General features: G+C 68.8%; 21 protein-coding genes. 8 read left to right on the plus strand and 13 right to left on the minus strand.

The genetic code is table 11. The features are described from left to right. Positions 1 to 11 precede the first annotated feature (11 nt). Together H8R02_RS29195 and H8R02_RS29200 are read right to left on the minus strand one after the other, a co-directional pair. Entirely contained in the window at positions 12 to 944 is a 933-nt protein-coding gene (locus H8R02_RS29195; protein ID WP_255429633.1) for a GAF domain-containing protein, read from the minus strand. A 19-nt stretch (positions 945 to 963) separates the two neighbouring features. Continuing rightward, positions 964 to 1,569 carry an MEDS domain-containing protein gene (locus H8R02_RS29200; protein WP_187085429.1) on the minus strand — a complete coding sequence of 202 codons (606 nt, stop codon included), beginning with the start codon at positions 1,567 to 1,569 and terminating at the stop codon, positions 964 to 966. Between the two features lie 117 nt (positions 1,570 to 1,686). Here H8R02_RS29200 and H8R02_RS29205 point away from each other — a divergent pair, with 117 nt between their 5' ends. Then, positions 1,687 to 1,911 (plus strand): hypothetical protein, encoded by a 225-nt coding sequence (locus H8R02_RS29205; protein ID WP_187085431.1) that lies wholly within the window; start codon positions 1,687 to 1,689, stop codon positions 1,909 to 1,911. Between the two features lie 37 nt (positions 1,912 to 1,948). On the opposite strand, the gene H8R02_RS29210 is transcribed toward H8R02_RS29205, so the two are convergent. Then, positions 1,949 to 2,530 (minus strand): TOL_0243 family YfiR-like periplasmic protein, encoded by a 582-nt coding sequence (locus tag H8R02_RS29210; protein ID WP_187085433.1) that lies wholly within the window; start codon positions 2,528 to 2,530, stop codon positions 1,949 to 1,951. A 1-nt stretch (position 2,531) separates the two neighbouring features. After that, positions 2,532 to 4,379 carry a TonB-dependent receptor plug domain-containing protein gene (locus H8R02_RS29215; RefSeq protein ID WP_187085435.1) on the minus strand — a complete coding sequence of 616 codons (1,848 nt, stop codon included), beginning with the start codon at positions 4,377 to 4,379 and terminating at the stop codon, positions 2,532 to 2,534. A gap of 118 nt (positions 4,380 to 4,497) precedes the next feature. Here H8R02_RS29215 and H8R02_RS29220 point away from each other — a divergent pair, with 118 nt between their 5' ends. Continuing rightward, positions 4,498 to 6,744, plus strand: a complete 2,247-nt coding sequence (locus H8R02_RS29220) for a sensor histidine kinase, YfiR-like protein-associated (RefSeq protein ID WP_187085437.1) — start codon at positions 4,498 to 4,500, stop codon at positions 6,742 to 6,744. Positions 6,745 to 6,774: 30 nt separating this feature from the next. After that, positions 6,775 to 9,501 (plus strand): GAF domain-containing protein, encoded by a 2,727-nt coding sequence (locus H8R02_RS29225; RefSeq protein WP_187085439.1) that lies wholly within the window; start codon positions 6,775 to 6,777, stop codon positions 9,499 to 9,501. A gap of 13 nt (positions 9,502 to 9,514) precedes the next feature. On the opposite strand, the gene H8R02_RS29230 is transcribed toward H8R02_RS29225, so the two are convergent. Genes H8R02_RS29230 through H8R02_RS29245 form a run of 4 tightly spaced genes read right to left on the minus strand, consistent with a single transcriptional unit; the run spans position 9,515 to position 13,437 of the window. Then, positions 9,515 to 10,624 carry an enolase C-terminal domain-like protein gene (locus H8R02_RS29230; RefSeq protein WP_187085441.1) on the minus strand — a complete coding sequence of 370 codons (1,110 nt, stop codon included), beginning with the start codon at positions 10,622 to 10,624 and terminating at the stop codon, positions 9,515 to 9,517. After that, positions 10,621 to 11,592: a Bug family tripartite tricarboxylate transporter substrate binding protein gene (locus H8R02_RS29235; protein WP_187085443.1), complete on the minus strand. Its 972-nt coding sequence runs from the start codon at positions 11,590 to 11,592 to the stop codon at positions 10,621 to 10,623. The genes H8R02_RS29230 and H8R02_RS29235 overlap by 4 nt, the downstream gene beginning before the upstream one ends. Positions 11,593 to 11,609: 17 nt before the next feature. Beyond that, positions 11,610 to 12,758: a mandelate racemase/muconate lactonizing enzyme family protein gene (locus H8R02_RS29240; protein ID WP_187085445.1), complete on the minus strand. Its 1,149-nt coding sequence runs from the start codon at positions 12,756 to 12,758 to the stop codon at positions 11,610 to 11,612. Between the two features lie 10 nt (positions 12,759 to 12,768). Further along, positions 12,769 to 13,437 carry a DUF1345 domain-containing protein gene (locus H8R02_RS29245; protein WP_354004997.1) on the minus strand — a complete coding sequence of 223 codons (669 nt, stop codon included), beginning with the start codon at positions 13,435 to 13,437 and terminating at the stop codon, positions 12,769 to 12,771. A 97-nt stretch (positions 13,438 to 13,534) separates the two neighbouring features. On the opposite strand from H8R02_RS29245, the gene H8R02_RS29250 reads away from it, so the two are divergent. Next, positions 13,535 to 14,539, plus strand: a complete 1,005-nt coding sequence (locus H8R02_RS29250) for an alpha/beta hydrolase (RefSeq protein ID WP_187085447.1) — start codon at positions 13,535 to 13,537, stop codon at positions 14,537 to 14,539. A gap of 10 nt (positions 14,540 to 14,549) precedes the next feature. On the opposite strand, the gene H8R02_RS29255 is transcribed toward H8R02_RS29250, so the two are convergent. The 3 genes from H8R02_RS29255 to H8R02_RS29265 all read right to left on the minus strand — a co-directional run bounded on the left by H8R02_RS29255 (position 14,550) and on the right by H8R02_RS29265 (position 18,009). Continuing rightward, the gene (locus H8R02_RS29255) at positions 14,550 to 16,424 is read right to left on the minus strand and encodes a hybrid sensor histidine kinase/response regulator (protein WP_187085449.1); all 1,875 of its coding nucleotides are present in this window, start codon (positions 16,422 to 16,424) and stop codon (positions 14,550 to 14,552) included. Positions 16,425 to 16,537: 113 nt separating this feature from the next. Next, a complete protein-coding gene (locus tag H8R02_RS29260; protein ID WP_187085451.1) occupies positions 16,538 to 16,699 on the minus strand; it encodes a hypothetical protein in 162 nt (53 codons plus the stop codon). Positions 16,700 to 16,809: 110 nt separating this feature from the next. Beyond that, positions 16,810 to 18,009, minus strand: coding sequence for a YbfB/YjiJ family MFS transporter (locus H8R02_RS29265; RefSeq protein ID WP_187085453.1), 1,200 nt, complete (start codon positions 18,007 to 18,009; stop codon positions 16,810 to 16,812). Between the two features lie 57 nt (positions 18,010 to 18,066). Here H8R02_RS29265 and nudC point away from each other — a divergent pair, with 57 nt between their 5' ends. Continuing rightward, positions 18,067 to 18,894 carry an NAD(+) diphosphatase gene (gene nudC / locus H8R02_RS29270; protein ID WP_187085455.1) on the plus strand — a complete coding sequence of 276 codons (828 nt, stop codon included), beginning with the start codon at positions 18,067 to 18,069 and terminating at the stop codon, positions 18,892 to 18,894. Here nudC and H8R02_RS29275 read toward each other — a convergent pair. Next, complete coding sequence (locus H8R02_RS29275) at positions 18,891 to 19,604, minus strand: RNA pseudouridine synthase (protein ID WP_187085457.1); 714 nt, start codon at positions 19,602 to 19,604, stop codon at positions 18,891 to 18,893. The two genes, nudC and H8R02_RS29275, sit on opposite strands and share 4 nt — an antisense overlap. A gap of 17 nt (positions 19,605 to 19,621) precedes the next feature. Between H8R02_RS29275 and H8R02_RS29280 the strand changes: the two genes are divergently transcribed. From H8R02_RS29280 to H8R02_RS29290, 3 genes are read left to right on the plus strand one after another with little or no spacing between them, the layout of a single operon-like run. Further along, complete coding sequence (locus H8R02_RS29280; protein WP_187085459.1) at positions 19,622 to 20,884, plus strand: phospholipase D-like domain-containing protein; 1,263 nt, start codon at positions 19,622 to 19,624, stop codon at positions 20,882 to 20,884. 24 nt (positions 20,885 to 20,908) lie between these two features. After that, positions 20,909 to 21,883, plus strand: a complete 975-nt coding sequence (locus tag H8R02_RS29285) for a tripartite tricarboxylate transporter substrate binding protein (protein ID WP_187085461.1) — start codon at positions 20,909 to 20,911, stop codon at positions 21,881 to 21,883. Beyond that, the gene (locus tag H8R02_RS29290; protein WP_187085462.1) at positions 21,880 to 22,584 is read left to right on the plus strand and encodes a VOC family protein; all 705 of its coding nucleotides are present in this window, start codon (positions 21,880 to 21,882) and stop codon (positions 22,582 to 22,584) included. The genes H8R02_RS29285 and H8R02_RS29290 overlap by 4 nt, the downstream gene beginning before the upstream one ends. Here the strand turns inward: H8R02_RS29290 and H8R02_RS29295 are convergent, their stop codons facing one another. Then, positions 22,585 to 24,126, minus strand: a complete 1,542-nt coding sequence (locus tag H8R02_RS29295; protein WP_187085465.1) for a DHA2 family efflux MFS transporter permease subunit — start codon at positions 24,124 to 24,126, stop codon at positions 22,585 to 22,587. Positions 24,127 to 24,129 lie beyond the last annotated feature (3 nt).

The following is a 24,129-nucleotide window of genomic DNA, read 5'->3' on the forward strand; positions in this document are numbered from 1 at the left end:
GCAAGTCGCGATCAGGCCGGTTGACGCGCGGTCACGTCCGCGGCAATGCCGACCACCCTGTCGACACCGCGCTGCCGCGCCTCGGGGTCCACCTGCCCGGTGAATTCGACGCGGCGGATCGCGCCGTCGCTCTTGCGGCGGATGCGGCCTGCAAAGCGGAAGGACGTTCCACCTTCCAGGGCCCTTGCGACGGCGGCCGCGAACGGCTCTTGGTCCTCGGCCTCCAGGAACTCGGTGACGAAGCGCTGCGCGTTGATCGGCGGCTCGCTGCGGTCGATGCCGAAGATCTCGTAGGGGCGCTCGTTCTGCCAGGAGACGAGGTCACTGGTAACTTCCCACGTGAAGAACCCGATGCCACCCGCGTCGGCGGCAAGCCTGGCACGATAGTTCTCGTCGTGCAGGCGGGCATGCAGGCGCGCGTTCTCGATGACGAGTGCGGCGGTGTTGCCGATGAGCTTGACCATCTCGCGGTCGGACTCACTCGGCCCGCGCGGCTCGCGGTAGTAGATGGCCAGGGTGCCGAGAACGGAGTTGTCCTTGGCGACGATCGGGGTGGACCAGCAGGCCCTCAAGCCATGCTGCAGCGCAAGATCGCGAAAGTCGGCCCACAGCGGATCGCGGGCGATGTCGGTCACGTAGATCGCGTGCCCGAAGTGCGCCGCGGTGCCGCACGAGCCGACGCGCGGCCCGATCGCGATGCCGTCGATCGCCGCGTTGTAGGCATCCGGCAGCGACGGCGCAGCGCCGTGCAGCAGGTGCTTGCCGTCCTCGGACATCAGCAGGATGGAGCCGGCAAAACTGCCCTCGGACTGCGTTTCGGCCGTGTGGACGAGCACCTCCAGTACTTCGGCCAAGGGCGCGCCGCCGACCGCAAGTTCCAGGGCGTGGTTCTGCCCCGTCAGCAAGCTGCTCGACTTCGCACTCGTTGCATCGGCCAAATCCATGAGGTGGATTATTCCATCTTCATCCTGTTTCGCGGGCCGCCGCGGCATGCTCGCCCAGCACGTGCGAGTGCGCGTTGCAGATTTCGCGAATGGACTCCGATGCGTTTCGGGTGAAGCCGGCCTTCGGGTAGGAGCAAAGCAGGGTGAAGCGGGCCTCCTCGCACAGCGCGTGCCACAGGTGCTCCAGCCTCACCGTGGCGGCGCAATGGCCGGCACCCCAGAGCAGGGCCACCATCTCGCCGAACGCGCGCACGCGCCGCCCGCCCCGGCTCGCGCGGGCAAGGAGCGCGCCCACGGCACGCTTGAACTTCTCGTCGTCCGGCCAGCCGGCCAGCATGAACTTCGCCAGCAGTTCCTCGGCATCCTCCAGCATCAGCTGGTCGTTCGAAGCGAGCGCCTCGACGTCGATGCCCCCGGCCGCCAGCCGCATCGAGAGAGCATCCCGATGGGCCCGCGTCGCGATCACCACGACGGCTTCCCCCGCCCGCAGCCCGCCGGCGGCGAACTGCTCCAGCGTGTCGAGGAACACGGCGTCGTTTTCGTAGATCTGCACAACGTGGTTGCAGGGCGGCATCTCCGCCCAGAAGATCTCGGGGGCGGCTTGCGGATCGTCGAACAGCTTCAAATCAACTCCATGGGTGCCGACACGGTAGCCCCCCGCGCCTCGACAGTGCGGCCGCAGGCAGGTAACACCCCGTGAGGAAGCGAAACACGCCCAGTATTTCACGATTAAAGTGGATCGATGGCCGAACGCTATGCCGCGCTGCTCGACAGCTGGAAGTCCGCCGGGGAGCGCGCCCGCCAGGCACAGCGGGTGCTGGACGAGCGCTTCGATGCTTTCCTTCGGGGCGAAGGGCCCGAACCCGACGAGCAAGAGCGTGTCCTCGTGCGCAAGCTCCATGCCGAAGAGCAGGCCGCGCTCCAGGCAGCGCTGGACTACGTGCAGGCCAGCGTAATCCGCAAGTAGCCCGCCTGCAGCGGCGCACGCGAGCCATCGTGCTGCGTCAGCCGGGCACCATGCGAGCAACGGAAAGCATTCGCGAGCTCACCCGCAGGCGCTGCCGGGTTGCCGCTTCGAGCGACACCGCGAGCCGTACGCGGCCGTCCTCGGTGAAGAAGCTGATCACGCTGCCGGGCGGATGCGCGCCGTCCGAATCGGCGACGGTGAGCACCCGATCCGGTACGGTGACGAGGAGGTCGGCGATCCGGCCGGTGGATGTGCTGCGCACGTAAAGCACATGCAGCCCCTGCGGCGAGTCGCCCGGTGCGAGGCGTACGACCTCGATCGTGCGGCCCTCGCGCTCGCGCTCGCGGGCCAGTTCGCGCAAGTCGCGTGCGACCTGGTCGTCGCCAAGGACGCCGATGCGCAGCGGCGCGGCAGCCGACGCGAAGGTACCCGCGGGCCACTCGACGAAGCTGGGGAACTTGTGCAGGAAGGCGGCCTTGACGAGCGACTCCCGCGCCCGCTCGGGCTGCGCGCGCGCGGATACAGCCGCAAGCAGCGCCGCGGCCGCGGCGGCTGCAAGTACCCGGCGCCGGGCGAGCGGCCCGCCGTTGACGCCTGTCGCTGCACGCAGGAGGGTCACGTCACGGCCACCAGACGAATTGCAGGAGCAGTGAACGCGGCACCAGCGACGCCGTGGCGGGCGCGCCCCATTCGACATGCCGGGGCTCGCCGAGGTTGCGCACCGCGGCCGAGAGCTCGACGGAGGGCGCGGGGCGCCAGGCGACGCGGGCATCGGCCGCGAGGTAGGACGGCACTGCAGGCGCCGGGCGCCGCCCGACGTGGCGTACATGGAAGTCCACCCAGACGTTGTGCCGAACGTCCCAGGCCACACCGAGCTTGAACAGGTGCCGTGCATCGTTGCCGAGGGTCACGGACGGCGGCTGCGGCGACGTGCCCGCAGCGGCGTCGTAGCGGGGATGCTGCAGCAGCATGCCCGCCTTGAGCCGCAGGTTCTGCGCGGGGAACCACTCGGCCCAGCCCTCCAGGCCACGCAGCCATCCACCGTAATTGTTCGCGAATACGCCGGTGGCACCGTTCAGGTCGAAGGATCGAAGTTGCCCGAAGCGATGCGCAAAGGCGGTCAGCGAAGCGGAAGCGCCGGACCCGAAGCGGCCGCGCCAGCCGAGCTCCGCGATGTCCGCCTTTTCCGCGCGGACCGAGGGGTTCGGTACGAGCGGCGGCGATGCAACGTCGCGGTCCACCCGCGCGGGCGTTCGCACGACGCGGGACGCCGCGGCCCATACGTTGCTGTCCTCCGACGGCCGCCAGCTATAGCGCAAAGTGGGCAGCAGCTCCAACCCGGTGTAGGCGTTGTGCTCCGCCTTCAGGCCGAGCGTGAACCGGGACGCGGCCGCGCCTTCCATCTCGACTTGCGCGAAGGCGTTCCACAAGTGCAGGTACTTCCTGCGAGGCAGCAGGTCCAGCGCGGCGGGCGATGCCGGCTGGGCGTCGTCGCGGTAGAGCCGCCAGCCGGCGCCCCACAGCAGGTCCATGCCGGCCGTGGGAAGCTGCTGCTGCTGCAACTCGAGGTCGAGCGTATCCACGGTGTTGCGGATCGTGCGGCTGCGCTCGCGCACGAGCCGGTCCGCATACGCCTGCAACTGCGTCCTGCGCCCGCCGGCGTCCTCGATATAGCGCCCGAGCACGTAGGCGCCGTGGTAGTCGCGCTCGCCAAGCACGTCCTCGGTGCGGTGGTGGTACACCTCGCCCGTGCCGGTGAACTGGCGCTGCGGCGTGCCCCCGTCCCACCGGAACCCGGCGAGCTGGTGCCGGCTCGCGTCCCTCACCGGCGCACCCGACGCGCGCTGCGTGTTTTCCGCATCGCGCTTCTTGGCGAAGACGCGAAAGGCCCCGGCGTCGGACGCGGCGCCGTGGCGCAAGGTGACGAACCGCTCGCTCGTGCCGACCGCGCCCTTGACGAGCGTGCCGGCGGTTTCGCCCGCGCTGCGCGTCACGATGTTGATCACGCCATGGAAGGCATTGGAGCCGTAGAGCGTGCCGCCCGACCCGCTGAGCACCTCGATGCGCTCGATGTCGTCCAGCGGCATCTCGATGGCTTCCCAGAACACCCCGGAGAACAGCGGCGAATAGACCGTGCGGCCGTCCACCAGCACGAGCATCTTGTTGGCCAGCAGGTCGGTGCCGGTGCGGGCGCTGATCGCATACTGCGCGCCGTCCACCCGCGCCACCTGCAGGTTGGGCGCGAGCCGCAGCACCTCGGGCAGCGTCGTTGCGCCGCAGCGGCGGATGTCGTCCGCGGTGATGACGTAGACGGAGCCCGCCACGTCCGCCACACGCTGCAGGCGTTTGCCGACGGACGTTACCTCGATCCGGCTGAGCTGGTCGAGCGAAAGGTCGGCAAGGTTCTGGCCATGCGCGGCACCCGCCAGGGCGCATGCGGCCAGCATGCTAATTTCGGTGCGGAACATGCGAATCCTCTCGGCCGCGTCGGGATGCGGCGGATTATTGACGAGCTCTGCGCACACGGCTGTAGGAAGGGGCCTACGCTTCTGCCACCGACTCGACAGCTAACATCACCTTGCCGCCATGCTGTCCTCCCTTCACCGGTTATCGGTCCGCCAGAAGCTGAGCGTCGTCCTGGTGGCGGCGCTCGGGCTCGGGCTGCTCGTTGCAGGCATCGCGCTCGTCGCTTTCGACGTCCAGCGGCAGGCACGCAGCGTCGAGTTCGCGCTGGTCGCGCAGGCGGACACCATCGGCCTGGCGAGCAGCGCGGCGCTGTCGTTCGGCGATGCCAAGGGAGCCACCGAGAACCTCGGCGTGCTGCGCGCCAACCCTGCCGTGGCGGCGGCGGCGCTCTTTTCGGCGGACGGCGCGCGGCTTGCGAGTTACGCCGTCGATGCGAGCGACACCCTGCCCGAACCTGCCGCTCGAACGGCGGACGTGCGCTTCGATGCGGAGACGGTGCTCGTGACGCGCCCGGTGTTCCTCGGCAAGGAGCGGATCGGCACCATCGCGCTGCGCGCGCGTCACGACCTGCAGTCCCGCGCCCTCGAGCACGTCGGTGCGCTGTTCCTGATCATGGCATTGAGCATGGCGGCGGCATTGGCGCTGGCCAGCCGGCTGCAACGGCAGGTCACGCAACCGCTGCAGGAGCTCGCGCAGGTGGCGCGGCGCATCATGCAGGGTGACTACGCGCTGCGGGCCGCGCGCCGCAACGAGGACGAAGTGGGCGAGGTGGTCGACGCGTTCAACGCGATGATGGACGAGCTCGCCACCCGCAAGGAGGTGCTGGAGGCGGCCAATTCGGCGCTGCGCGCCAGCGAGGAGCGCTACCAGCTCGCGGTGCGCGGCTCCAGCGCGGGCCTGTGGGACTGGAACCTCGACGCCGGCACCATGTTCTATTCGCCGCGACTGAAGGAGCTGCTGGGTTACGAAGGCGACGGGTTCCCGGACGTTCCCGGCTCGATCCGGCTCGTGGTGGGCGAAGCGGGCATCGCCGCCATCCGCGAAGCGTTGCGCGCGCACTTCAGGCACGGCAGGCCGTACAGTTTCGAGGTGCCGGTGCGGCTGCGCTCGGGCGAGGAGCGCTGGCTCTCCATTTCGGGCGCTTCCCTCGTCGATGCGCAGGGGCGGCCGTTCCGGATGGCCGGCTCCGTGGTCGACGTCACCGAGCGCCGTCACGTCGAAGATGCCCTGCGGTCGGCGAATCGCGCGAAAGACCAGTTCCTGGCGACGCTCGCGCACGAACTGCGCAACCCGCTCGCGCCCGTGCGCACGGGCGTCGAGATCCTGCGCCTGCGCCGGGAGGGGCCGGTGGCCGACAAGGCGATCGCGACGATGCAGCGGCAGCTGGCGCACATGGTGCGGCTGATCGACGACCTGATGGACATCTCGCGCATCAGCACCGGCAAGATCCGGTTGGAGATGCGCAGGATCAAGCTCGCCTCCGCGCTCGACGCCGCGGTGGAGCTCAGCCGGCCCACCATCGAAGCCGGCGGGCACCGCCTCGAACTCGATTACACGGCCGCCGCCATCGAGCTGGAGGCGGACCCGACGCGGCTTGCGCAATGCGTCGGCAACCTCCTGAACAACGCCGCGAAGTACACGCCGCACGGCGGGCGGATCACGCTTCGTGCCCGGCGCGAAGGCGACGCCACGGCGCTGATCGAGGTCGCCGACAACGGGCTGGGCATCCCGGCAGCGATGCTCGACCAGGTTTTCACCATGTTCGCCCAGGTGGACAAGACCATCGAGCGCTCGCAAGGCGGCCTCGGTATCGGGCTGTCGCTGGTACGCACGCTCGTCGACATGCATGGCGGCACCGTCACTGCGGCGAGCCCGGGCACGAACATGGGCAGCACCTTCAGCATCCGCGTGCCGTGCCTGGCAGCCTCCGGGGAGACCATCGAGTATGCCCCGGCTTCGCCCGGGGCGGTCCACGCGCAGGCCGGCGCACGCAGGATCCTCGTCGTGGACGACAACGTCGATGCCGCGCGCACGCTCGAAGCTGTCCTGTCGCTGGTGGGGCACGAAGTGCACGTGGCGCACGACGGCGAGTCCGCGCTCGAGCAGGCGGCGCTTCACCTGCCCGACGCAGTCCTGCTGGACATCGGCATGCCGGGCCAGTCCGGCTATGACGTGGCGCGCCGGTTTCGCGCCGACCCGCGGTTTGCAGGCACGCTGCTGGTGGCGATCACGGGCTGGGGTGCGGAGGCCGACCGGCGCCGTTCGCGCGAGGCCGGTTTCGATGCGCACCTGACCAAGCCGGTGGCGGCGGAAGACCTGTTGCCGCTGCTTCGCGAGCAGCGGCAGGCTGCGTTGCCTCTTACCTGACTCGCCAGGAACGCAAGCTGCGTCGGAACCATGCCACACCCACAGACGAAGAACCCGGCGTTCGCATTCCTGCAGGGCGGCGGCAAGATGGGCGAGCGCATGCGCGCCTTCGACTGGGCGCGCACACCTGTCGGGTCGCCCGAGAGCTGGCCCCTCACGCTGAAGTCGGCCGTCTCCACCCTGCTCGAGTGCCGGTTGCCGATGTACCTCGCCTGGGGCCCCGCGCTCACGCAGTTCTACAACGACGCCTACCTGCCGATCCTCGGCGACAAGCACGAAGCGGCACTCGGTGAATCGACACTCGTCACATGGCACGAGATCTGGCCGACGATCGGGCCGATGTGGCAGGAGGTGCTGCAGGGCCGGCCGGTCGGCTTCGACGACTTCAAGCTCACGATCGACCGCTTCGGCTACCCGGAGGACTGCTTCTTCAATTTCTCGTACAGCCCCGTTCGCGACGACGCGGGCGGAGTGGCCGGCGTGCTGGTGACGTTCGCGGAGACCACGCAGCGGGTCAAGAGCGAGCGCAGGCTGAAATTCCTCGACGAGCTGGGCCAGGCCACTCGCCGCCTGACCGACGCCACCGAGGTGATGCGCGTAACGTCGGGCCTGCTGGGCTCCCACCTCGGCGTGAACCGTTGCGGCTACGCGCAGGTGCACGCCGACGAGGATACGTTCGACGTGCTCGGCGACTACACGCACGACGCGGACACGATCGTCGGCCGGTTCCGCTTCAGCGACTTCGGCCAGCCGCTGCGCGACGCGATGCGGCAGGGCCGGGCTTTCGTCGAGAACGACGTGGAGACCGGGCTCGCCGCCGTCGAACCGGTGCTCGACGTCTACCGCCGCATCGGCGTGCGCTCGCTCGTCGCCGTGCCGCTGCACAAGGATGGCCGGCTCGTCGCCGCGATGGCCGTGCATCGCAGCGAACCCCACCGTTGGCGCGAGGACGAGGTGGAACTCGTGCACACGGTGGTCGACAGGTGCTGGGAGGCACTGGAGCGCGTGCGGGCCGAGCGCGTGCTGCGCGAACAGGCCAGCTCGCTGGAGATCCTGCATCGCACCGGCGCGGCGCTGTCGGCTGAACTCGACCTCGACGCGCTGCTGCAGCGTGTGACGGACGCGGCCACCACGCTCACGGGCGCCCGCTTCGGCGCGTTCTTCTACAACGGCACGGACAGCCAGGGCGAGGCCTACCTGCTCTACACGCTGTCGGGCGCGCCGCGCAGCGCATTCGAGAAATTCGGCCACCCTCGCCCGACGGCGCTGTTCGGGCCGACTTTCCGCGGCGGGGCGCCGATCCGGCTGGACGACGTGCGCGCGGACCCGCGTTACGGCCAATGGGGGCCGCATCACGGCATGCCGAAGGGCCACCTGCCCGTGCGCAGCTACCTCGCGGTGCCGGTGATGTCGCGCACGGGCGAAGTCATCGGCGGCCTGTTCTTCGGCCACCCCGACGTCGGCGTCTTCGACGAGCGCAGCGAGGCGCTGGCGGTCGGCATCGCCGGCCACGCGGCGATCGCCGTCGACAACGCAAGGCTGTTCGCGCAGACGCAGGCCGCCGCCCGCGAACGCGCCGCGCTCCTGGAAAGCGAGCGCGCCGCGCGCATGGAAGCGCAGCGGGCCAGCTCGCTGAAAGACGAATTCCTCGCGACGCTGTCGCACGAGCTGCGCACGCCGCTCAGCGCCATCCTGGGCTGGGTGCACATCCTGCGCCGCAAATTGCCCGCCGAGAGCGCGGAGCTGCGCAAGGGCATAGAGGTGATCGAGCGAAGCACCCGCATCCAGGTGCAGCTGATCGACGACCTGCTCGACATGAGCCGCATAACGTCGGGCAAGCTGCGCCTGGACAAGCGCGCCGTGTTGCCTGCGCAGTTGGTGCAGGCGGCGGCCGATGTGGTGCGGCCGTCGGCGCAGGCGGCCGGCGTGGAGCTCTCCTGCGCGATCGACGCGGTGCCACCGGTCTGGGGTGATCCGGGCCGGTTGCAGCAGGTGGTGTGGAACCTGCTGGCCAACGCCGTGAAGTTCACGCCGCGCGGCGGCCGGGTCGACCTGCGGCTGCAAGCGGACGGCGGCAACGCGCGCATCGAGGTGCGCGACACGGGTGCCGGCATCCGGCCCGACATGCTCACGCAGATCTTCGAGCGCTTCCGGCAGGCGGATGGCTCCATCACGCGCAGGTTCGGCGGCCTGGGCCTGGGCCTGTCCATCGTGCGGCACCTCGTTGAAGTGCATGGCGGCGCGATCGAAGCATCCAGCGAGGGCGAGGGCCGTGGCGCGAGGTTCACGGTCACGCTGCCGCTGATGCAGGACGCGCCGCAGGACGCCGACCCGGCGTCGAAGGCATCCGTCTCGCCGGATGCCGACCTGACGGGCGTGCGCATCCTCGTCATCGACGACGAGACGGACGCGCGCGAGCTGCTGGCGCGCGTTCTAGAGGACATGGGTGCCAAGGTAGTGACGCGGGGCGATGCGGAATCCGGCATCGCGGCGGTGGAGGCGGAGCGGCCCGACCTGCTCGTGTCGGATATCAGCATGCCTGGAATGGACGGCTACGAAGTGATCCGGCGCGTGCGCCGGACCAGCGCGGGCTCCAGCTTGCCCGCAGTCGCCCTCACCGCATTCGCACGGCCCGAGGATCGCGAGAAAGCGCTCCAGGCCGGCTTCGACGCGCACGTGGCCAAGCCCATGGAACCGGCGTTACTCGTGCGCGCCGTATCCGGGCTGCTGCGGCGCGATGCGGCCGCCGGCGGGTAGCTCGCGTCAACTGTCAGGACAGCACGGCCACCTGCTTTCGCCGGATCAGGTCGAAGTCGATGGCCGCGCCCAGACCGGGCCCTGTCGGTGCATGCACCATCCCGTCCGCGTCGATCTCGATGTCCTGCTGCAGCCCGTACTTCTGCGACTCGGCGGGCAGCAGCACCTCGAACAGCTCCGTGTTCGCGATCGCCATCAGCACGTGCAGGTTGGCCACGTTGTTCAGCGAGTTGCCGCCATGGTGCACCTCGAAGTTCAGATGGAACGCCTCGGCCAGGTGCGCGACCTTCAGCAGCGTGGTGATCCCGCCCTTGACCGCCACGTCGCCGCGCAGGTAGTCGGTCGCACGCTCACGGATCCAGGGCGCGAAGGTATCCAGCCCGCCCGCCGGATACTCGGTGGCCATGATCGGGATGTGCAGGTGCTTGCGCAGCTCCACATAGTTGTAGATGTCGTTGTCCGCAAGCGGGTCCTCGTACCAGAAGAAGCCGAGGTCCTGGATCGCCCGCCCGACGCGCAACGCCGCGGGATAGTCGTACGCCCAGGTCGAGTCCAGCATCAGCCGGAAGCTGTCGCCGACCGCAGCGCGCACGGTCTCGCAGACGCGGATGTCGTCCTGCCACTGCTGCGGCGGATGGATCTTGTACGCGGCCAGGTTGAGCGACCGGTAATGCAGCGCTTCTTCGGCGTAAGCCTTGCCATCCGGCAGCACCGCGGAACTGATGTACGCGGCCACCTTGTGGCGGCAGGTGCCGATCAGCTGGTGGATCGGCAACCCGGCCACCTTGCCTGCGATGTCCCAGAGCGCGACGTCGACGGCGCCGATCGTACGCACGGTCGTCGTGCGCGACCGTTTCCACATCGCCTGGTTGAGGCGTTCGCGGTCGAGCGGGTCCTGCCCCACCAGCATCGGCTTGAAGACGCGGATCAGGCTCGCGCCGTCCGCCTCCGCGGGAAAGAACGCGGACCCGAGGAAGGAATGCCCCGTGACGCCGGCATCGGTCTCGATCGCGAGCAGCCCGAGGCTGCTGCGGCCGCTGAAGCGCCCGGTGTGCGAGCCATAGCTGGTCGCGGGGATGTCGTCCCACTCGAACAGCGTGAGGGTCACGTCGGTGATTTTCATTCGATGCGGATGTTCGCCTCGCGGATCAGCTGGGTCCACTTGGTGACCTCGCTCTGCACCAGGCGGCTGAACTGCTCCGGCGTGCTCGCAACCACTTCCACGCCCTGGTCGCGGAAGCGCTTCACCACGTCCGGCTCCTTCAGCAGCGTCACCATGTCGCGATTGAGCTTGTCGACGACGGGCTTCGGCGTCCCCGCCGGCACCTGCATGCCGAACCAGACGTTCACCTCGAACCCCGGCACGGCTGCTTCGGCAACCGTCGGTGCGTCCGGCAGCAGCACCGAGCGCTGCAGGCCGCTCACGCCCAGCACCTTCATCTTGCCCGCCTTGATGTGCTGGACCACGTTCGGCACGTTGTCGAAGAGCGCATCGATCTCGCCGGCGAGCAGCGCCGTCACGGCCGGTGCGCTGCCCTTGTACGGGATGTGGGCCATCTTCGTGCCGGTCATCTTCATGAACAGCTCCATCGTGAGATGGTTCGACGAGCCCGAGCCGGTGGAGCCGTAGTTCACCTTGCCGGGGTTGCGCTTCGCGTACTCGATGAATTCGCGCACGTTGTTCACGGGAAGGTCGTTGCGCACCACGAGCGCGTTCTGCGTACTGCCCGCCCACACGAGCGGCTGGAAGTCCTTGAGCGCGTCGTAAGGCAGCGTGGCGCCGTACAGCCCCGGCAGCGCGGAGAACGGCAGCGGCGTCACGAGAATGGTGTAGCCGTCGGGCGGGGCCTTGGCCACGCTGACGTTGCCCACGGTGGTGTTGCCGCCCGGCTTGTTCTCGACGACGACGGTCTGGTTCCACATCTTGCCGAGCTTTTCGGCGGAGACACGGGCCAGCGTGTCGTTGAAACCACCGGGCGGGTACGGCACCACGATCCGGACCGTGTGGTCCGGGAAGTTCTGCGCGAATGCGGCCATCGAAAACGCGCCGAGCACGAGGGCCGACAACAACTGAAGAAAGAACCTGCGCATGTAGTCTCCTGTACTTCTTAAAACTTCACCACGTACCCGGGGCCATCGACCATCGGGTATTTCTCGAAAAGGGATTCGTCGACCTCGACCCCGAGGCCGGGGCCCGAGGGCGGCTCGACGCAACCATCGTCGCCGACTTGCCAGGCGCTGCCGAACATATCCCGGAACGGGTTGAAGCGTGACACGCACGCTTCGAAGTACCCCGAGTTCTCCGTCGCCGCAAGGAAGTGCAGCGTCGCCGCGTGGTTCAGGCCCGTGGCCGAGCTGTGCGGGTTCACCGGGATGCGCCAGGCCGACGCGATCGCGGCGATGCGCACGGCCTCGGTCACGCCGCCGCACTTCGACAGATCGGGCTGCCACACCTGCACGGCACCGGCTTCGAGCAGTTGCGCGAATTCGAACCGCGTGTAGTGGTTCTCGCCGGCGGCAATCGGCACCAGCGGCGTGATGCGCGCCGCTTGCCGGTAGGACGCGAAGTCGTTGCAGGCAAACGGCTCCTCGAGCCAGCCGACTCGCGCGTCCGCCAGCACCGGCAGCACGCGCCTCGCATCCGCGATGGTGTAGGCCGTGTTCGCATCGGTGAGGATGTCGACACCGTCGCCCAGCACCTTGCGCACGTGGAGCACGCGCTCGGCGTCGACCGATGCGCTGTCGCCCAGCCGCAGCTTGAGCGCCTTGTAGCCGCGGCCGATGTAGCCCTGGGCTTCCTCGGCCAGCGACTCCTTCGGCTGGTACCCCAGCGCAATCCCGCCCGCATACGCCGGCATGCGCCGGCGCGTCCCGCCGAGGAGCTCATAGAGCGGCATGTTGGCGGCCTTGCCGCGGATGTCCCACAGCGCCATGTCGATGCCCGACAGTGCGAGGGCCGCGCCTGCGCCCAGGCCGTGGCTGGACAGCTGCATGCGGTGCACGCGTTGCCAGGCGCCGATGACGTCCGTGGCCTCCATGCCGGCCAGCATCGGCGCGAGCGTGCCGTGGATCAGGCTCGTGACGGCGCCCGGGCTGCGGCCGGGGTGCGCTTCGCCATACCCTGTAATGCCTTCGTCGGTCTGCACGCGCACGATGATCGCGTCGCGCTTGGTGGTGCTGCCCACGCCCATGGTCACCGTCTTGCCTTCGGGCAGGCGAAACGAGATCGGGGTGGCGGTGATGGTTGTGATTTTCATGGAGTTCGCTTCAACGGCCCTGGGCGAACCCGGCCGCGATGTTGATGGAAAGGCCGAGGATGGCCAGGTTGAAGAAGAAGCAGAGCACCGACTGCCCGATGACCGTCGCGCGCATGGACGTCGTGCGCACGGACACGTCCGAGGTCTGGACCGCGACCGAGATCGTGAGCGCGAAGTACATGAAGTCCACGTAGGAAGGCGACTTCAGGCCTTCCGGGAACTCCAGCGGCAGGCGGTTCGGGGCCGCCGAGTAATACAGGTGCGCGTAATGGAACGTGTAGAGCGCCGCGACGAGCAGCCACGAGCCCAGCACCGTCAGCACCGTGATGCCGTAGACGAACACCGCCGCGTCCGCCGCACGATCGACACGCGCCATCTCCACGACGATGGCGGCCAGGCTCAGGACGGCCGCGCCGCACATGGTCACCATCAACGCGACGCTGCTGGCGTCTTCCTGCTTCGCGATGCCGCGAACACCCTCCGCGGTCGTGCGCGTCATCAGCCACCCGAATGCGGCCAGGTACGGCCACACGCCCAGGTTCCACGCCACCAGCACCCGGTCCGTGATGGTCCACGCCTGCGGCAGGAGGAAGAAGGCGGTGATCCCCGCCGCGCTGGCGGCAAGGAGCCTGGGACGGTGCAGCCCGATCTGCCGGAACCGCTGGAGAGGGGAAGCCACGCGCGGAGCCTACCACCGAGCGCTTCGCGGCGGGGGTTGCGGCGCGCATGCGCACTCCTGCTTTGCATGGCGAGGCTTTACGTCCAACAATGGGGCCATGCGCAAGAACCCGGACACCCCCACAGGCACTGTGCACCGCCTCACCGTCGACAGCGAGGTGCTCAAGCCCAACCTTCTCGGCGACAGCCCCCGGCGCATCGTCGACGTCTACGTGCCGCACGGCCACGACGGCCGCGGCCTGCCGCTGCTCGTGGACGTGGTGGGCTTCACCGGCGGCGGGCCGGTGCACACCAACTGGAAGAACTTCGGCGAGAACCTGCCGGAGCGGCTGGACCGGCTGATCGCGGATGGGCAGATGCCGCCCGTGGTGGTGGCGTTCCCCGATTGCTTCACCCGCCTCGGCGGCAACCAGTACGTGAACTCGGTGGCGATGGGCCGCTGGGACGACTTCCTGCGCCAGGAAGCAGTGCCCGCGGTCGAGGCGACGTTCGGCTGCGGCGGAGCGGGCCGCCGCGGCATCTTCGGCAAATCGAGCGGCGGCTATGGCGCCATGGTGCACGCACTGCTGCACCCCAGCTTCTGGAGCGCTGCCGCGGTGCATTCGGGCGACATGGGCTTCGAGCTGGTCTATCGCCATGAATTCGTGCCGGTGCTGCGCGCGCTGGCGAAGCAGCCCGACATCGGCAAGTGGGTCGACGAATTCTGGGACGCGAAGAAGCCGAAGGACAGCGACGTGCACGTCCTCATGATGTTCGCGCAGGCGGCGAGCTTCGACCCCGACCCGCAAGCGCCCTACGGCGTTCGCCTGCCGGTGACGCTGGACACCTGCGAGCTGATCCCCGAGCGCTGGGCCAACTGGCTCGCGTGGGACCCGCTGTCACTGGTCGAACAATACGGCGCGGGGCTGCGGGCCCTGAAGGCGCTGTACATCGATTGCGGCGACGTGGACCAGTACAACCTGGTCTACGGCGCGCGGCGCATGCACAGGCGCCTGACCGAGATGGATGTGCCGCACGTCTACGAGGAGTTCCCGGACAACCACAGCTCGGTGGACTACCGCATGGACGTGAGCTTGCCGATGCTGGCGAAGGCACTTACCTGACGGGCGTGAGCTACCCCAGCGCCCGCAACTTCTTCAGGATGTCCGCGATGCGGTACGGCTTCGGCAGGAACTCGAAACCCTTCAAGCTGCCCGCCGGCGTCGTGTAGCCGGACGCCAGCAGCACCCGCGTGTTCGGCGAGATCTCCTGCGCCTTCCTGCCCAGCTCGACGCCGCTGGAGCCCGGCATCACCACGTCGGAGAACAGCAGGTGGATGTCCGGCGTCCTGGAAAGGATCTCCAGCGCCTGCCGCCCGGAGGTGGCCGTGATGACGTGGAAGCCGAGCGTGCGGAACATCTCGGACGCCATCTCCAGCACGTCGGGCTGGTCGTCGACGATCAGCACCTTGTCGCTGGGCGGCGGCAGGGAGTCCTCCACCGCCTCCTCCGTCGACACGGGGAAGTACAGCGCCACGGTCGTGCCCTGCGCGACCTGCGACGTGATCTTCAGGTCGCCGCCGAACTGCTGCACCATGCCGTAGACCTGGCTCAGGCCCAGGCCCGTGCCCTTGCCGACGGCCTTGGTCGTGAAGAAAGGCTCGATCGCGCGCGCGATAACTTCCTCCGTCATGCCCGAGCCGGTGTCGCCGACGGAAACCACGACGTAGCTGCCTTCGGCGAGCCGGCCGATCTCGCCCTCGCGCAGTTGCACCGCCGCGGTCGCCACGCTGATGCTGCCGCCGTCCAGCGTCGCGTCGTTCGCGTTCACCACCAGGTTCAGCAGCGCCGTCTCGAAGAGCGCCACGTCCACCATCACGGCGGGCAGCTGCCCGGCCACGTGGATCTCGAACTTCACCGAGCTGCGCGTGGCGCGGCGCAGCACCGGCTCGAAAGCGGTGATCACGCGGTTGAGGTCGCGCGGCTCCGGCGTCACCGGCTGCTGCCGCGCGAACGTCAGCAGCTGGTTGGTGAGCGAGGCGCCCCGCATCGCCGCCTTCTCCATGCTGGTGATCAGGCCCGCGCCTTCCGGGTCCTTGACGATGGGCCGCAGCAGGTCCAGCCCGTTGGTGATCACGCTCAGCAGGTTGTTGAAGTCGTGCGCCACGCCGCCCGTCAGCTTGCCGATGGCCTCGAGCTTCTGCGACTGGTACAGGCTGTCGCGCGCTTTCTCCAGCGCCAGCGCGGCCTGCTGCCGCTCGGTGATGTCGCGAGTGATCTTGGCGAAGCCGACGAGCTCGCCCTTGTCGTTGTGGATGGGATCTATGACCACGTGCGCCCAGAAGCGCGTGCCGTCCTTGCGCACGCGCCAGCCCTCGGACTCGAAGCGCCCCTTCGTGCGGGCCTGCTCCAGCGCGTACGCGGGCTTGCCCGCCTCGCGGTCTTCTTCCGTGTAGAAGCGCGAGAAATGCGAGCCCAGCACCTCGTCCTGCTCGTACTGCTTGATGCGATGCGCACCCGCGTTCCAGTTGGTGATGCTGCCTTCGGGCGAGAGCATGTAGATGGCGTAGTCGGTGACCCCCTGCACCAGCATGCGGAAGCGCTCCTCGCTCTCGCGCAGCGCCTCCTGCGCGGCGCGCTTCTCGGAGATGTCGCGCGTTATCTTGGCGAAACCGATGAGCTCGCCGTTCTCGTCGCGGATGGGGTCGAGGACGACGTGCGCCCAGAAGCGCGTGCCGTCCTTGCGCATGCGCCAGCCCTCGGCCTCGAACTTGCCGGTCTCGCGCGCGAGCCGCAGCGCCTTTTCGGGGATGCCCGCGGCGCGGTCCTCCGGCGTGTAGAAGCGCGAGAAGTGCTGGCCGATGATCTCGTCGGCGGTGTAGCCCTTGAACCGCTGCGCGCCGGCGTTCCAGCTCGACACCGTGCCGTCCGGCGCCAGCATGTAGATGGCGTAGTCGGTGATGCGCGAGACAAAGAGGCGAAGCCGCTCGGCTTCCTGGCTGGGGTCCATTCGAACGAACGATTCTGCGCAGGCGCGCCGGCGCGCGGCGCTCACTCTGCGCAGGCGCGCCGGCGCGCGGCGCTCACTGTCGCTGATCGTTACGTCGGAGAAAGTCCCGCGGCCTACGAACCCGTCTTGCGCTCCTTCGGGTCCGACTCCAGCTGCTTGAGGCCCTCGCGCGCGAGGCGCGCGGTCTCCTCCAGCACCTTGTCCTGCGACGCGGCGGGCGTGGGCTCGTCCTCCTGCGAGGTGCCATGGTTTTCAGTGGGGTCAGGCTGCTGCATGGAAGCTCCTCGTTGTGGTGACCCCATTCTTCAGCCGGGCCGCGGCCGCGCGGTCGGCCCGGCTTGGGCGCTCCCGTCGGAGGCCGCCTACAAATCGCAGCGCAAAGGCTTCAGCGCGTGAACACCCGCGCCATCGCGGCATAGACCACGGCGCCGAAAGCGAGCACGCCCGCGGCCACCCACAAGGACAACGCGAACCCCTGCGACGCGCTGCCGCTGCGCGCCACCAGTGCGGCCGCAAGCGGCGGGCCCAGGGTCTGCCCCACGCCGAAGCTGATGGTGATGACGCCCACATACGCCGCCACGTTGTGCGGGCGCAGCCTGCGTACTTCCTGCGTAGCGAAGAAAGTAATCGCGGTGAAGGGCAGGCCGAGCAGCACACAGCCGATCGCGAAACCCGCGACGGTGGGGCTGAGCAAGCCCACGGCAACGCCCACCGACTGGATCGCAAAGCACACTGCGAGCCGCGTCCGCGCATCGCCCTGGGTTCGAATGCGTGATGCAGCAAGCGCACCCACCACGACGGCCGCACCGAAGATCGGCCAGAACATGTCCAGCCACGGCGACGCGGGCAATGCCTCGCGTGCGATCACCGGCAGGAACGTGGCCGTGATGATGTAGCCAAAGCCGGAGATGCCGTAGTTCGCGGCGAAAAGAGCGAACTCCGCCGTGCCATGGGCTCGCTCGCCGCTGGCCTGCGTTGCCTTCTGCGCGCGAGCACCTGTGTCCTTGCCGAGCGCGGGATCGAACGACGGCCACACCAGTGCCGTGAGCACGACAGCCACGACACCGAAACCGAGCCATCCGGCATTGGATCGCCAACCCGCCGCCACCATCGCACTGGCCGCAAGCCCGCCGACCACCATGCCCGCGCCGGGGCCCGCGTACATCACCGCGCCCACGTGACCCGCGCCTTGCTGCGCGAGCTGGCCGAGGCACCAGCTGGTGGCGTGGATCAACACGAGCGCGCTCGCCACGCCCGCCGCGAACCGCCACAACGGCCACAGCGCGGGCCAGGGCAGCGCCATCGCCAGCGTGAGTGCGGTCGTGACGACGAGACCGCGCCGCACGACCGCCGGCGCGTTCACCGGCCGCGGCACGAACAGCGGGTAGAAGATGCAGATCGCGGCGCCCAGCAGGTGCCCGAGGTAGTTGGCCGTCGCGAGCCAGCTGGCCCCTCCGATGTCGACCACGCCGTCGGCCATCATCATGGGCAGCAGCGGCGTGAACGCGAAGCGGCCGATGCCCATGGCCACGGCCAGGGTCAGCAACCCGGCGATGGCGGTGCGTGCGGACGAAGGTTCCTGCATGGAGCGCGATTGTCGGCGAGGCGGCGCAACGCCGCTTGCGGCCGATTACCATAGGCCATGCTTGCCACGCCGCCGCATTTCGTCCCGCTGCACGCGCACCAGCCCTGCTCGCAGGAGCATATTTTTGTTTTCCGCGGCGGCACGCTGCTGGTCCGGGAAGAGGACCTCGCGTTGCCGTCCGAAGCCGAGTGCGCCGCGCTCGGCGTTTCGCTGCACGAAGCGCGGCCGGTGGGGCTGCTCGGCGAGCACTTCTGCCGCACGGCGTGGGTCGATGCATCTGCGGCGGACCCCGGTAACGGTTTCGTGTTCAAGCCCTTGCGCTCGCTGTTCGGCGCGATCGACACGCACCTGCTTTCCGTCGGCGGCCGCGCTTTCCAGATCGCCGAGTGGGCACGCACGCATCGCTTCTGCGGCGCATGCGGCGGCCCGATGCAGGCGGTGGACGGCGAGCGCTGCATGCGCTGCACAGTTTGCGGCCATGCGGCCTACCCGCGCATCTCGCCGGCGATGATGGTGCTGGTGCGCAAGGGCGACGCCATCCTGCTCGCGCGCAACGTGCTTGCACCGAACGGCCGGTTCAGCGCGCTTGCGGGTTTCCTCGAAGCGGGCGAGTCGGTGGAGGACGCGATCCACCGCGAGGTGTTCGAGGAAGTGGGCCTGCGCGTGCGCGACCTGCGCTACTTCGGCAGCCAGTCCTGGCCCTTCCCGCATTCGCTGATGATTGCCTTCACGGCCGAGTACGAGAGCGGGGAGATCACGGTGGACACGCGCGAGATCGCGGAGGCGCGGTGGTTCGGGCCGGGTGACGAGTTGCCGCCGTATGCGACGGGCATTTCGATTTCGGGCGAGCTGATCCGCAGCAACCTGCCGCGCGCCACCCCCTAGAACCGCTCGTTCGGCGCCAGGTAGCGCCACTGCCCCACCGGCAGCCCGGCCATCGGCACGCGGCCGACGCGGATGCGCTTGAGCGCCTTGAGCTGCAAGCCCACCTGCTCGCACATCCACGGCACGGCGTCCATCGGCAGCCCCTTGGCGGCGATGCGCAAGCGCGTTTCGCTCTGCCAGCTGGTGCGCGCATGCGGCAACGGGCGGCCCTTCCACGCAAGCCCGGTGGACAAACGCTCCAGGCCGCCGGGTGCGATGGTGCCTGCCACTTCCGCGATCAGTTCCTGCTCGACAAGATGCCCCTCCTCGTGCAGCTTGCGCACGATGCGGGCGTCCTGGCTGAAGATGCACAGGCCCTCGGCAGGCGTGGCCAACGGCAGCAGCACCGAGAGCCCCGCGTGATGGCTCTTCACGCGCCGGATGCCCGATGCATCGCCCTGCCATCGCGTCCCGGCGCCGAGCAGCGCCTGCGCCTCGGCGATGTCCATGCCCGAGGGCTTGTGCAGCAGGAAGGTGGCGGCCACGGGCGGCTGCAGTTCCGCAGCCGGATCCACTTCGACACGTTCGTTCACGACGCGGGCCTGCGGCTCCTCGACGACCCGGCCGTCCACGCGCACCCAGCCCTCCGCGATGTACTGCTCCGCTTCGCGGCGCGAACAGGGCACGAGGGCGGCAACCACCTTGGACAGGCGCATCGGTTCGACGGGCATGCGCTATTCTCGTGCGGATGCCGACCGTCATCCTTGTTGTTGCGGCGGTCCTCGTCGTCGTGTTCGTCGCCGTCAACTTCGCGGCGGGCGAAAGAAAAGTCGAAAAGGACATCGAACACCTCTACGGTGCCGAGGACCCCCAGTTCCTGCGTTCCATGGGCCTGCTCGTGGGCCCGTCCATCCTCGAGGGCAACTCGGTGCGCGCGCTCGTCAATGGCGACGAGATCTTCCCCGCGATGCTCGAAGCGATCCGCGGGGCCCAGCACTCCATCCTGTTCGAAAGCTACATCTACTGGTCCGGTGACATCGGCGAGGAATTCGCCGCCGCGCTGGCCGAGCGCGCACGCGCGGGCGTGAAGGTGCACGTGCTCGTCGACTGGGTGGGCAGCGCGCGCATGGAGCAGCGGCTCGAGCAGCAGATGCGCGATGCCGGCGTGGAGGTGGAGAAGTACCACCCGCTGCGCTGGTACAACCTGGGCCGCCTGAACAACCGCACGCACCGCAAGCTGCTCATCGCGGACGGCCGCATCGGCTTCACCGGCGGCGTGGGCATCGCGCAGAACTGGACCGGCCACGCGCAGGACCCGGAGCACTGGCGCGACTCGCACTTCCGCGTGGAAGGGCCGGTGGTGGCGCAAATGCAGAGCGTCATGCTCGACAACTGGGTGAAAACGAAGGGCCACGTGCTGCACGGCCCCGAATACTTCCCGCCGCTGCAGCCGGCCGGCGAGCAGAAGGCGCAAATGTTCTCCAGCTCGCCCTCGGGCGGCAGCGAGAGCATGCTGATGATGGTCCTGCTGGCGATCACCGCGGCGTGCAAGACCATCGACCTCTCCAGCGCGTACTTCGTGCCCGAAGGCATCGCACGGCGCGCGCTCGTCGCGGCGGCCAAACGCGGCGTGCGCATCCGCATCGTCGTGCCGGGCAAGCACATCGACGCGGAGACCGTCCGCCGCGCCTCGCGCGCGCTCTGGGGCGAGCTGCTGGAAGCCGGCATCGAGATCCACGAATACCAGCCGACGATGTACCACTGCAAGGTGATGATCGTCGACGGCTTCATGACCAGCGTGGGCTCGACCAACTTCGACGTGCGATCATTCCGCCTGAACGACGAGGCGAACCTGAACGTCTACGATGCGGACTTCGCGGCGCGGCAGGCGAGGATCTTCGAGGAAGACCTGAAGCAGGCGCGGCGCATCACGCTCGAGGAGTGGAAGGCGCGGCCCTGGCGTGAGAAGCTGCACGAGCGCGCGTTTGCGCTGCTGCGCATCGCGCTGTAGTTCATTGAAGTCAAGGAAGCAGTCATGACGAAAAAAGATTTCAGCCGGCGCGAAGTCCTCGCCGCAGGCGTCTCGCTGGCCGCGGGCGGCCACGCGTTCGCGCAGTCCGACGCACCGATCCGCCTCGTCGTCACCTTTCCGCCCGGCGGCAGCACCGACATCACCGCGCGCATCATCCAGCCCGAACTGGCCAGGCGCATCGGCCGTCCCGTCGTCGTGGAGAACAAGCCGGGCGCGGCGAGCCAGTTGGCCACAGACTACGTCGCCAAGTCGCGGCCCGACGGCAACACGCTGCTCGTGAGCTTCGACTCGCACGCGATCAACGCCGTGGCCAAGCCGAAACTTCCGTACGACACCTTCAAGGACTTCACGGGCGTCACGCTCGCGGTGCGCTTCCCGCTCGTGATCGGCGCGTCGGCATCGGTGCCGGCCAATGACTTGCGCGGCTTCCTCGAAGCGGCGCGCAAGCAGCCGGGCAAGTTCAGTTATGCCTCGACCGGCGTCGGCTCGATGAACCAGCTGGTGATGGAGGACATCAAGCGCAAGGCCAACGTGTTCGTGCTGCACGTGCCGTATGGCGGCGGCGGGCCGGCCGTGCAGGCGGTGCTGGGCGACGTGTCGCAGCTCACGCTTTTGAGTTACGCCGCGCTCAAGGGCCAGATCGCGGCGGGCAAGATCAAGCCGCTGGCGGTGACGGGCTCGAAGCGCCTTGCGGACCTGCCGAACGTGCCGACTGTGGCGGAGTCGGGCTTCCCCGGCTTCGAGGCGTATTCGTGGATCGGCATCTTCGCGCCTTCGGCCACGCCGCCGGAGACGGTGCGCATGCTGACGGACGCCTTCCGCGCCACGCTGCAATCGCCCGAAGTGCACAGCAAACTCACGGCGGGCGGCTTCGAAGTGATGGCAACCGACGGCGCGGGCGCGGACCGCCACGCGCGGCAGGAGTACGAGCGCTGGAGCGCGTTCGTGCGCGACACCAAGCTGAAGATCGACGAATGACGTTGCTGCGGCTGGACCATGTGGTGATCGCCGTGCGCGACCTCGAGCGCGCTGTCGGCGATTGCGAGAGCGCCGGCTACACGGTGATGGAAGGCGGCCGCCACCCGGGCCGCAACACGCGCAATGCGCTGGTGGTGTTCGAGGACGGCGCGTACCTGGAGCTGATCACCTACAGCGCGCCGTCGCCGGACGAGCGCTGGTGGCGCCAACTCGATGCGCACGGCGACGGGCTCGTCGACTTCGCGCTGCTGCCGCACGACCTGCCTGCGGTCGTCGCTGAGGCGAAGGCGCGAGGCCTCGCCGGAATCAACGGGCCCTTGCCCGGTGGCCGGCTGCGGCCGGATGGGCAACGAGTCCAATGGCAGACCGCGCGGCAGTCGCGGCACGACCTGCCGTTCCTCTGCGCCGACCTCACGCCGCGTGCGCTGCGCGTGCCCGAGGGCGAAGTGCGACACCACGCCAACGGCGCGACGGGGATTGCCGAAGTGACGGTAGCTGTGGCCGATGTCGATGCGTCGCTGGCTCGCTATCGCGCCTTCCTCGGTGACGAAGCGGTGCAGGACGGCACCGTGCTGCTCGAAGGCGCGCGCATCGTGCTCGTGCGCGACGCCGCCCGTCAACGCGACGAGGGCCCCTGCGGCGTACACGTCACGTTCGCCGGAAACGCACAGCGCCCGCTCGACCTGCCTTTCACGCGCTGATCAGTGCGCCCCTGCCGCCGCATCCGCCGACCCGGCGGACGACTGCGGCTTGCTCAACCACACCAGCGGCACCAGCAACACGAACACCACCGCCGAGAAATAGAACAGGTCCGTCGCCGCCATCGTGAACGCCTGCTGGTCCACCAGCCGGTTCACCTGCGCCAGGGCAGCCTCCGGCGGCATCCCACTCGCCGCCAGCGACGAGAACGTCGACTGCGCCGCCGGGCTTGCTGCGTTCACCGTCTCCGCCATGTGCGCGTGGTGCATCACCGCACGATGCTCCCAAACCGTCGTCGAGATCGACGTGCCGAACGCGCCCGCCGTGATCCGCGCGAAGTTCGTCAGCCCCGACGCGGCCGGTATCTGGTGCGGCGCCAGCCCCGACAGCGTGATCGTCACCAGCGGGATGAAGAAGAACGCGACCGCGATGCCCTGCACGATGGTGGGCAGCACGATGGTGGCATAGTCCGCGTTCGTGTTGAAGTTGGAGCGCATCCACATCACCACCGCGAACACGAGGAACGCGAAGGTGGCCAGCTTGCGCGGGTCCACGCGCCCCACGTTGCGCCCGACGATGGGCGACAGGATCATCGCGAACAACCCCACCGGCGCGAGCACCTCGCCCGCATCCGTGGCCGTGTAGCCCATGAACTGCTGCAGCCACAGCGGCAGGAGCACGAGGCTGCCGAAGAACAGCGCGTACGCGAACGACGTCGCGAGCGTGCCCGACCAGAAGTTGCGCCGCGCGAACAGGCGCAGGTCCACCACCGGGTGCTCCTCCGTCAGCTCCCACACGAGGAAGAGCGCGAAGCCGACCAGCGCCGTCACGCCCAGCCCCACCACCAGCGGCGACTCGAACCAGTCGTACTCCTTGCCGATGTCCAGCATCACCTGCATCGCGGCGATCCAGATCACGAGCAGCGCCAGCCCCACCTTGTCGATGGGCAGCTTGTGGCGCGTGCTCTCGCGCTTGTGGTAGATGCCCCAGGTGGCGAGCGCCGCCACCACGCCGACGGGCACGTTGATGTAGAAGATCCACGGCCAGCTGATGTTGTCCGTGATCCAGCCGCCCAGCAGTGGCCCGGCAACCGGAGCGATCAGCGTCGTCATGGACCACGCGGCCATCGCCACGCCGGCCAGCGCGCGCGGGTAACTCGAAAGCAGCAGCGACTGCGACAGCGGAATCATCGGCCCGGCCACGAAGCCCTGCACCGCGCGGAAGAAGATCAGCATGCCCATGTTGGGCGCGAGCCCGCACAGCAGCGAGGCGGCGACGAACAGCAGCACGCTCGCCACGAACAGGCGCACCTGCCCGAAGCGCTGCGACAGCCACCCGGTGAGCGGCACGCCGATGGCGTTGGCCACCGCGAAGCTCGTGATCACCCACGTGCCCTGGTTGGGGCTGACGCCGAGGTCCCCCGCGATGGCGGGCAACGAAACGTTGGCGATGGACGTGTCCAGCACGTTCATGAACGTGGCCGTGGACAGCGCGATGGTGCCCCAGAGGCGCGCGCTGCCGCTCAGCGGTTCGGGTGCCGTCATCGC

The sequence above is a fragment of the Ramlibacter albus genome (genome assembly GCF_014297445.1).
In the GTDB taxonomy this organism is placed as follows: domain Bacteria; phylum Pseudomonadota; class Gammaproteobacteria; order Burkholderiales; family Burkholderiaceae_C; genus Ramlibacter; species Ramlibacter albus.

Bases quoted from the DNA above. Each gene is read 5' to 3' on its own strand.
- H8R02_RS29195 (WP_255429633.1), bottom strand. From the start codon at position 944: ATGGATTTGGCCGATGCAACGAGTGCGAAGTCGAGCAGCTTGCTGACG.
- H8R02_RS29205 (WP_187085431.1), top strand. From the start codon at position 1,687: ATGGCCGAACGCTATGCCGCGCTGCTCGACAGCTGGAAGTCCGCCGGG.
- H8R02_RS29215 (WP_187085435.1), bottom strand. From the start codon at position 4,379: ATGTTCCGCACCGAAATTAGCATGCTGGCCGCATGCGCCCTGGCGGGT.
- H8R02_RS29220 (WP_187085437.1), top strand. From the start codon at position 4,498: ATGCTGTCCTCCCTTCACCGGTTATCGGTCCGCCAGAAGCTGAGCGTC.
- H8R02_RS29225 (WP_187085439.1), top strand. From the start codon at position 6,775: ATGCCACACCCACAGACGAAGAACCCGGCGTTCGCATTCCTGCAGGGC.
- H8R02_RS29230 (WP_187085441.1), bottom strand. From the start codon at position 10,624: ATGAAAATCACCGACGTGACCCTCACGCTGTTCGAGTGGGACGACATC.
- H8R02_RS29235 (WP_187085443.1), bottom strand. From the start codon at position 11,592: ATGCGCAGGTTCTTTCTTCAGTTGTTGTCGGCCCTCGTGCTCGGCGCG.
- H8R02_RS29240 (WP_187085445.1), bottom strand. From the start codon at position 12,758: ATGAAAATCACAACCATCACCGCCACCCCGATCTCGTTTCGCCTGCCC.
- H8R02_RS29250 (WP_187085447.1), top strand. From the start codon at position 13,535: ATGCGCAAGAACCCGGACACCCCCACAGGCACTGTGCACCGCCTCACC.
- H8R02_RS29255 (WP_187085449.1), bottom strand. From the start codon at position 16,424: ATGGACCCCAGCCAGGAAGCCGAGCGGCTTCGCCTCTTTGTCTCGCGC.
- H8R02_RS29260 (WP_187085451.1), bottom strand. From the start codon at position 16,699: ATGCAGCAGCCTGACCCCACTGAAAACCATGGCACCTCGCAGGAGGAC.
- H8R02_RS29265 (WP_187085453.1), bottom strand. From the start codon at position 18,009: ATGCAGGAACCTTCGTCCGCACGCACCGCCATCGCCGGGTTGCTGACC.
- nudC (WP_187085455.1), top strand. From the start codon at position 18,067: ATGCTTGCCACGCCGCCGCATTTCGTCCCGCTGCACGCGCACCAGCCC.
- H8R02_RS29275 (WP_187085457.1), bottom strand. From the start codon at position 19,604: ATGCCCGTCGAACCGATGCGCCTGTCCAAGGTGGTTGCCGCCCTCGTG.
- H8R02_RS29280 (WP_187085459.1), top strand. From the start codon at position 19,622: ATGCCGACCGTCATCCTTGTTGTTGCGGCGGTCCTCGTCGTCGTGTTC.
- H8R02_RS29285 (WP_187085461.1), top strand. From the start codon at position 20,909: ATGACGAAAAAAGATTTCAGCCGGCGCGAAGTCCTCGCCGCAGGCGTC.
- H8R02_RS29290 (WP_187085462.1), top strand. From the start codon at position 21,880: ATGACGTTGCTGCGGCTGGACCATGTGGTGATCGCCGTGCGCGACCTC.
- H8R02_RS29295 (WP_187085465.1), bottom strand. From the start codon at position 24,126: ATGACGGCACCCGAACCGCTGAGCGGCAGCGCGCGCCTCTGGGGCACC.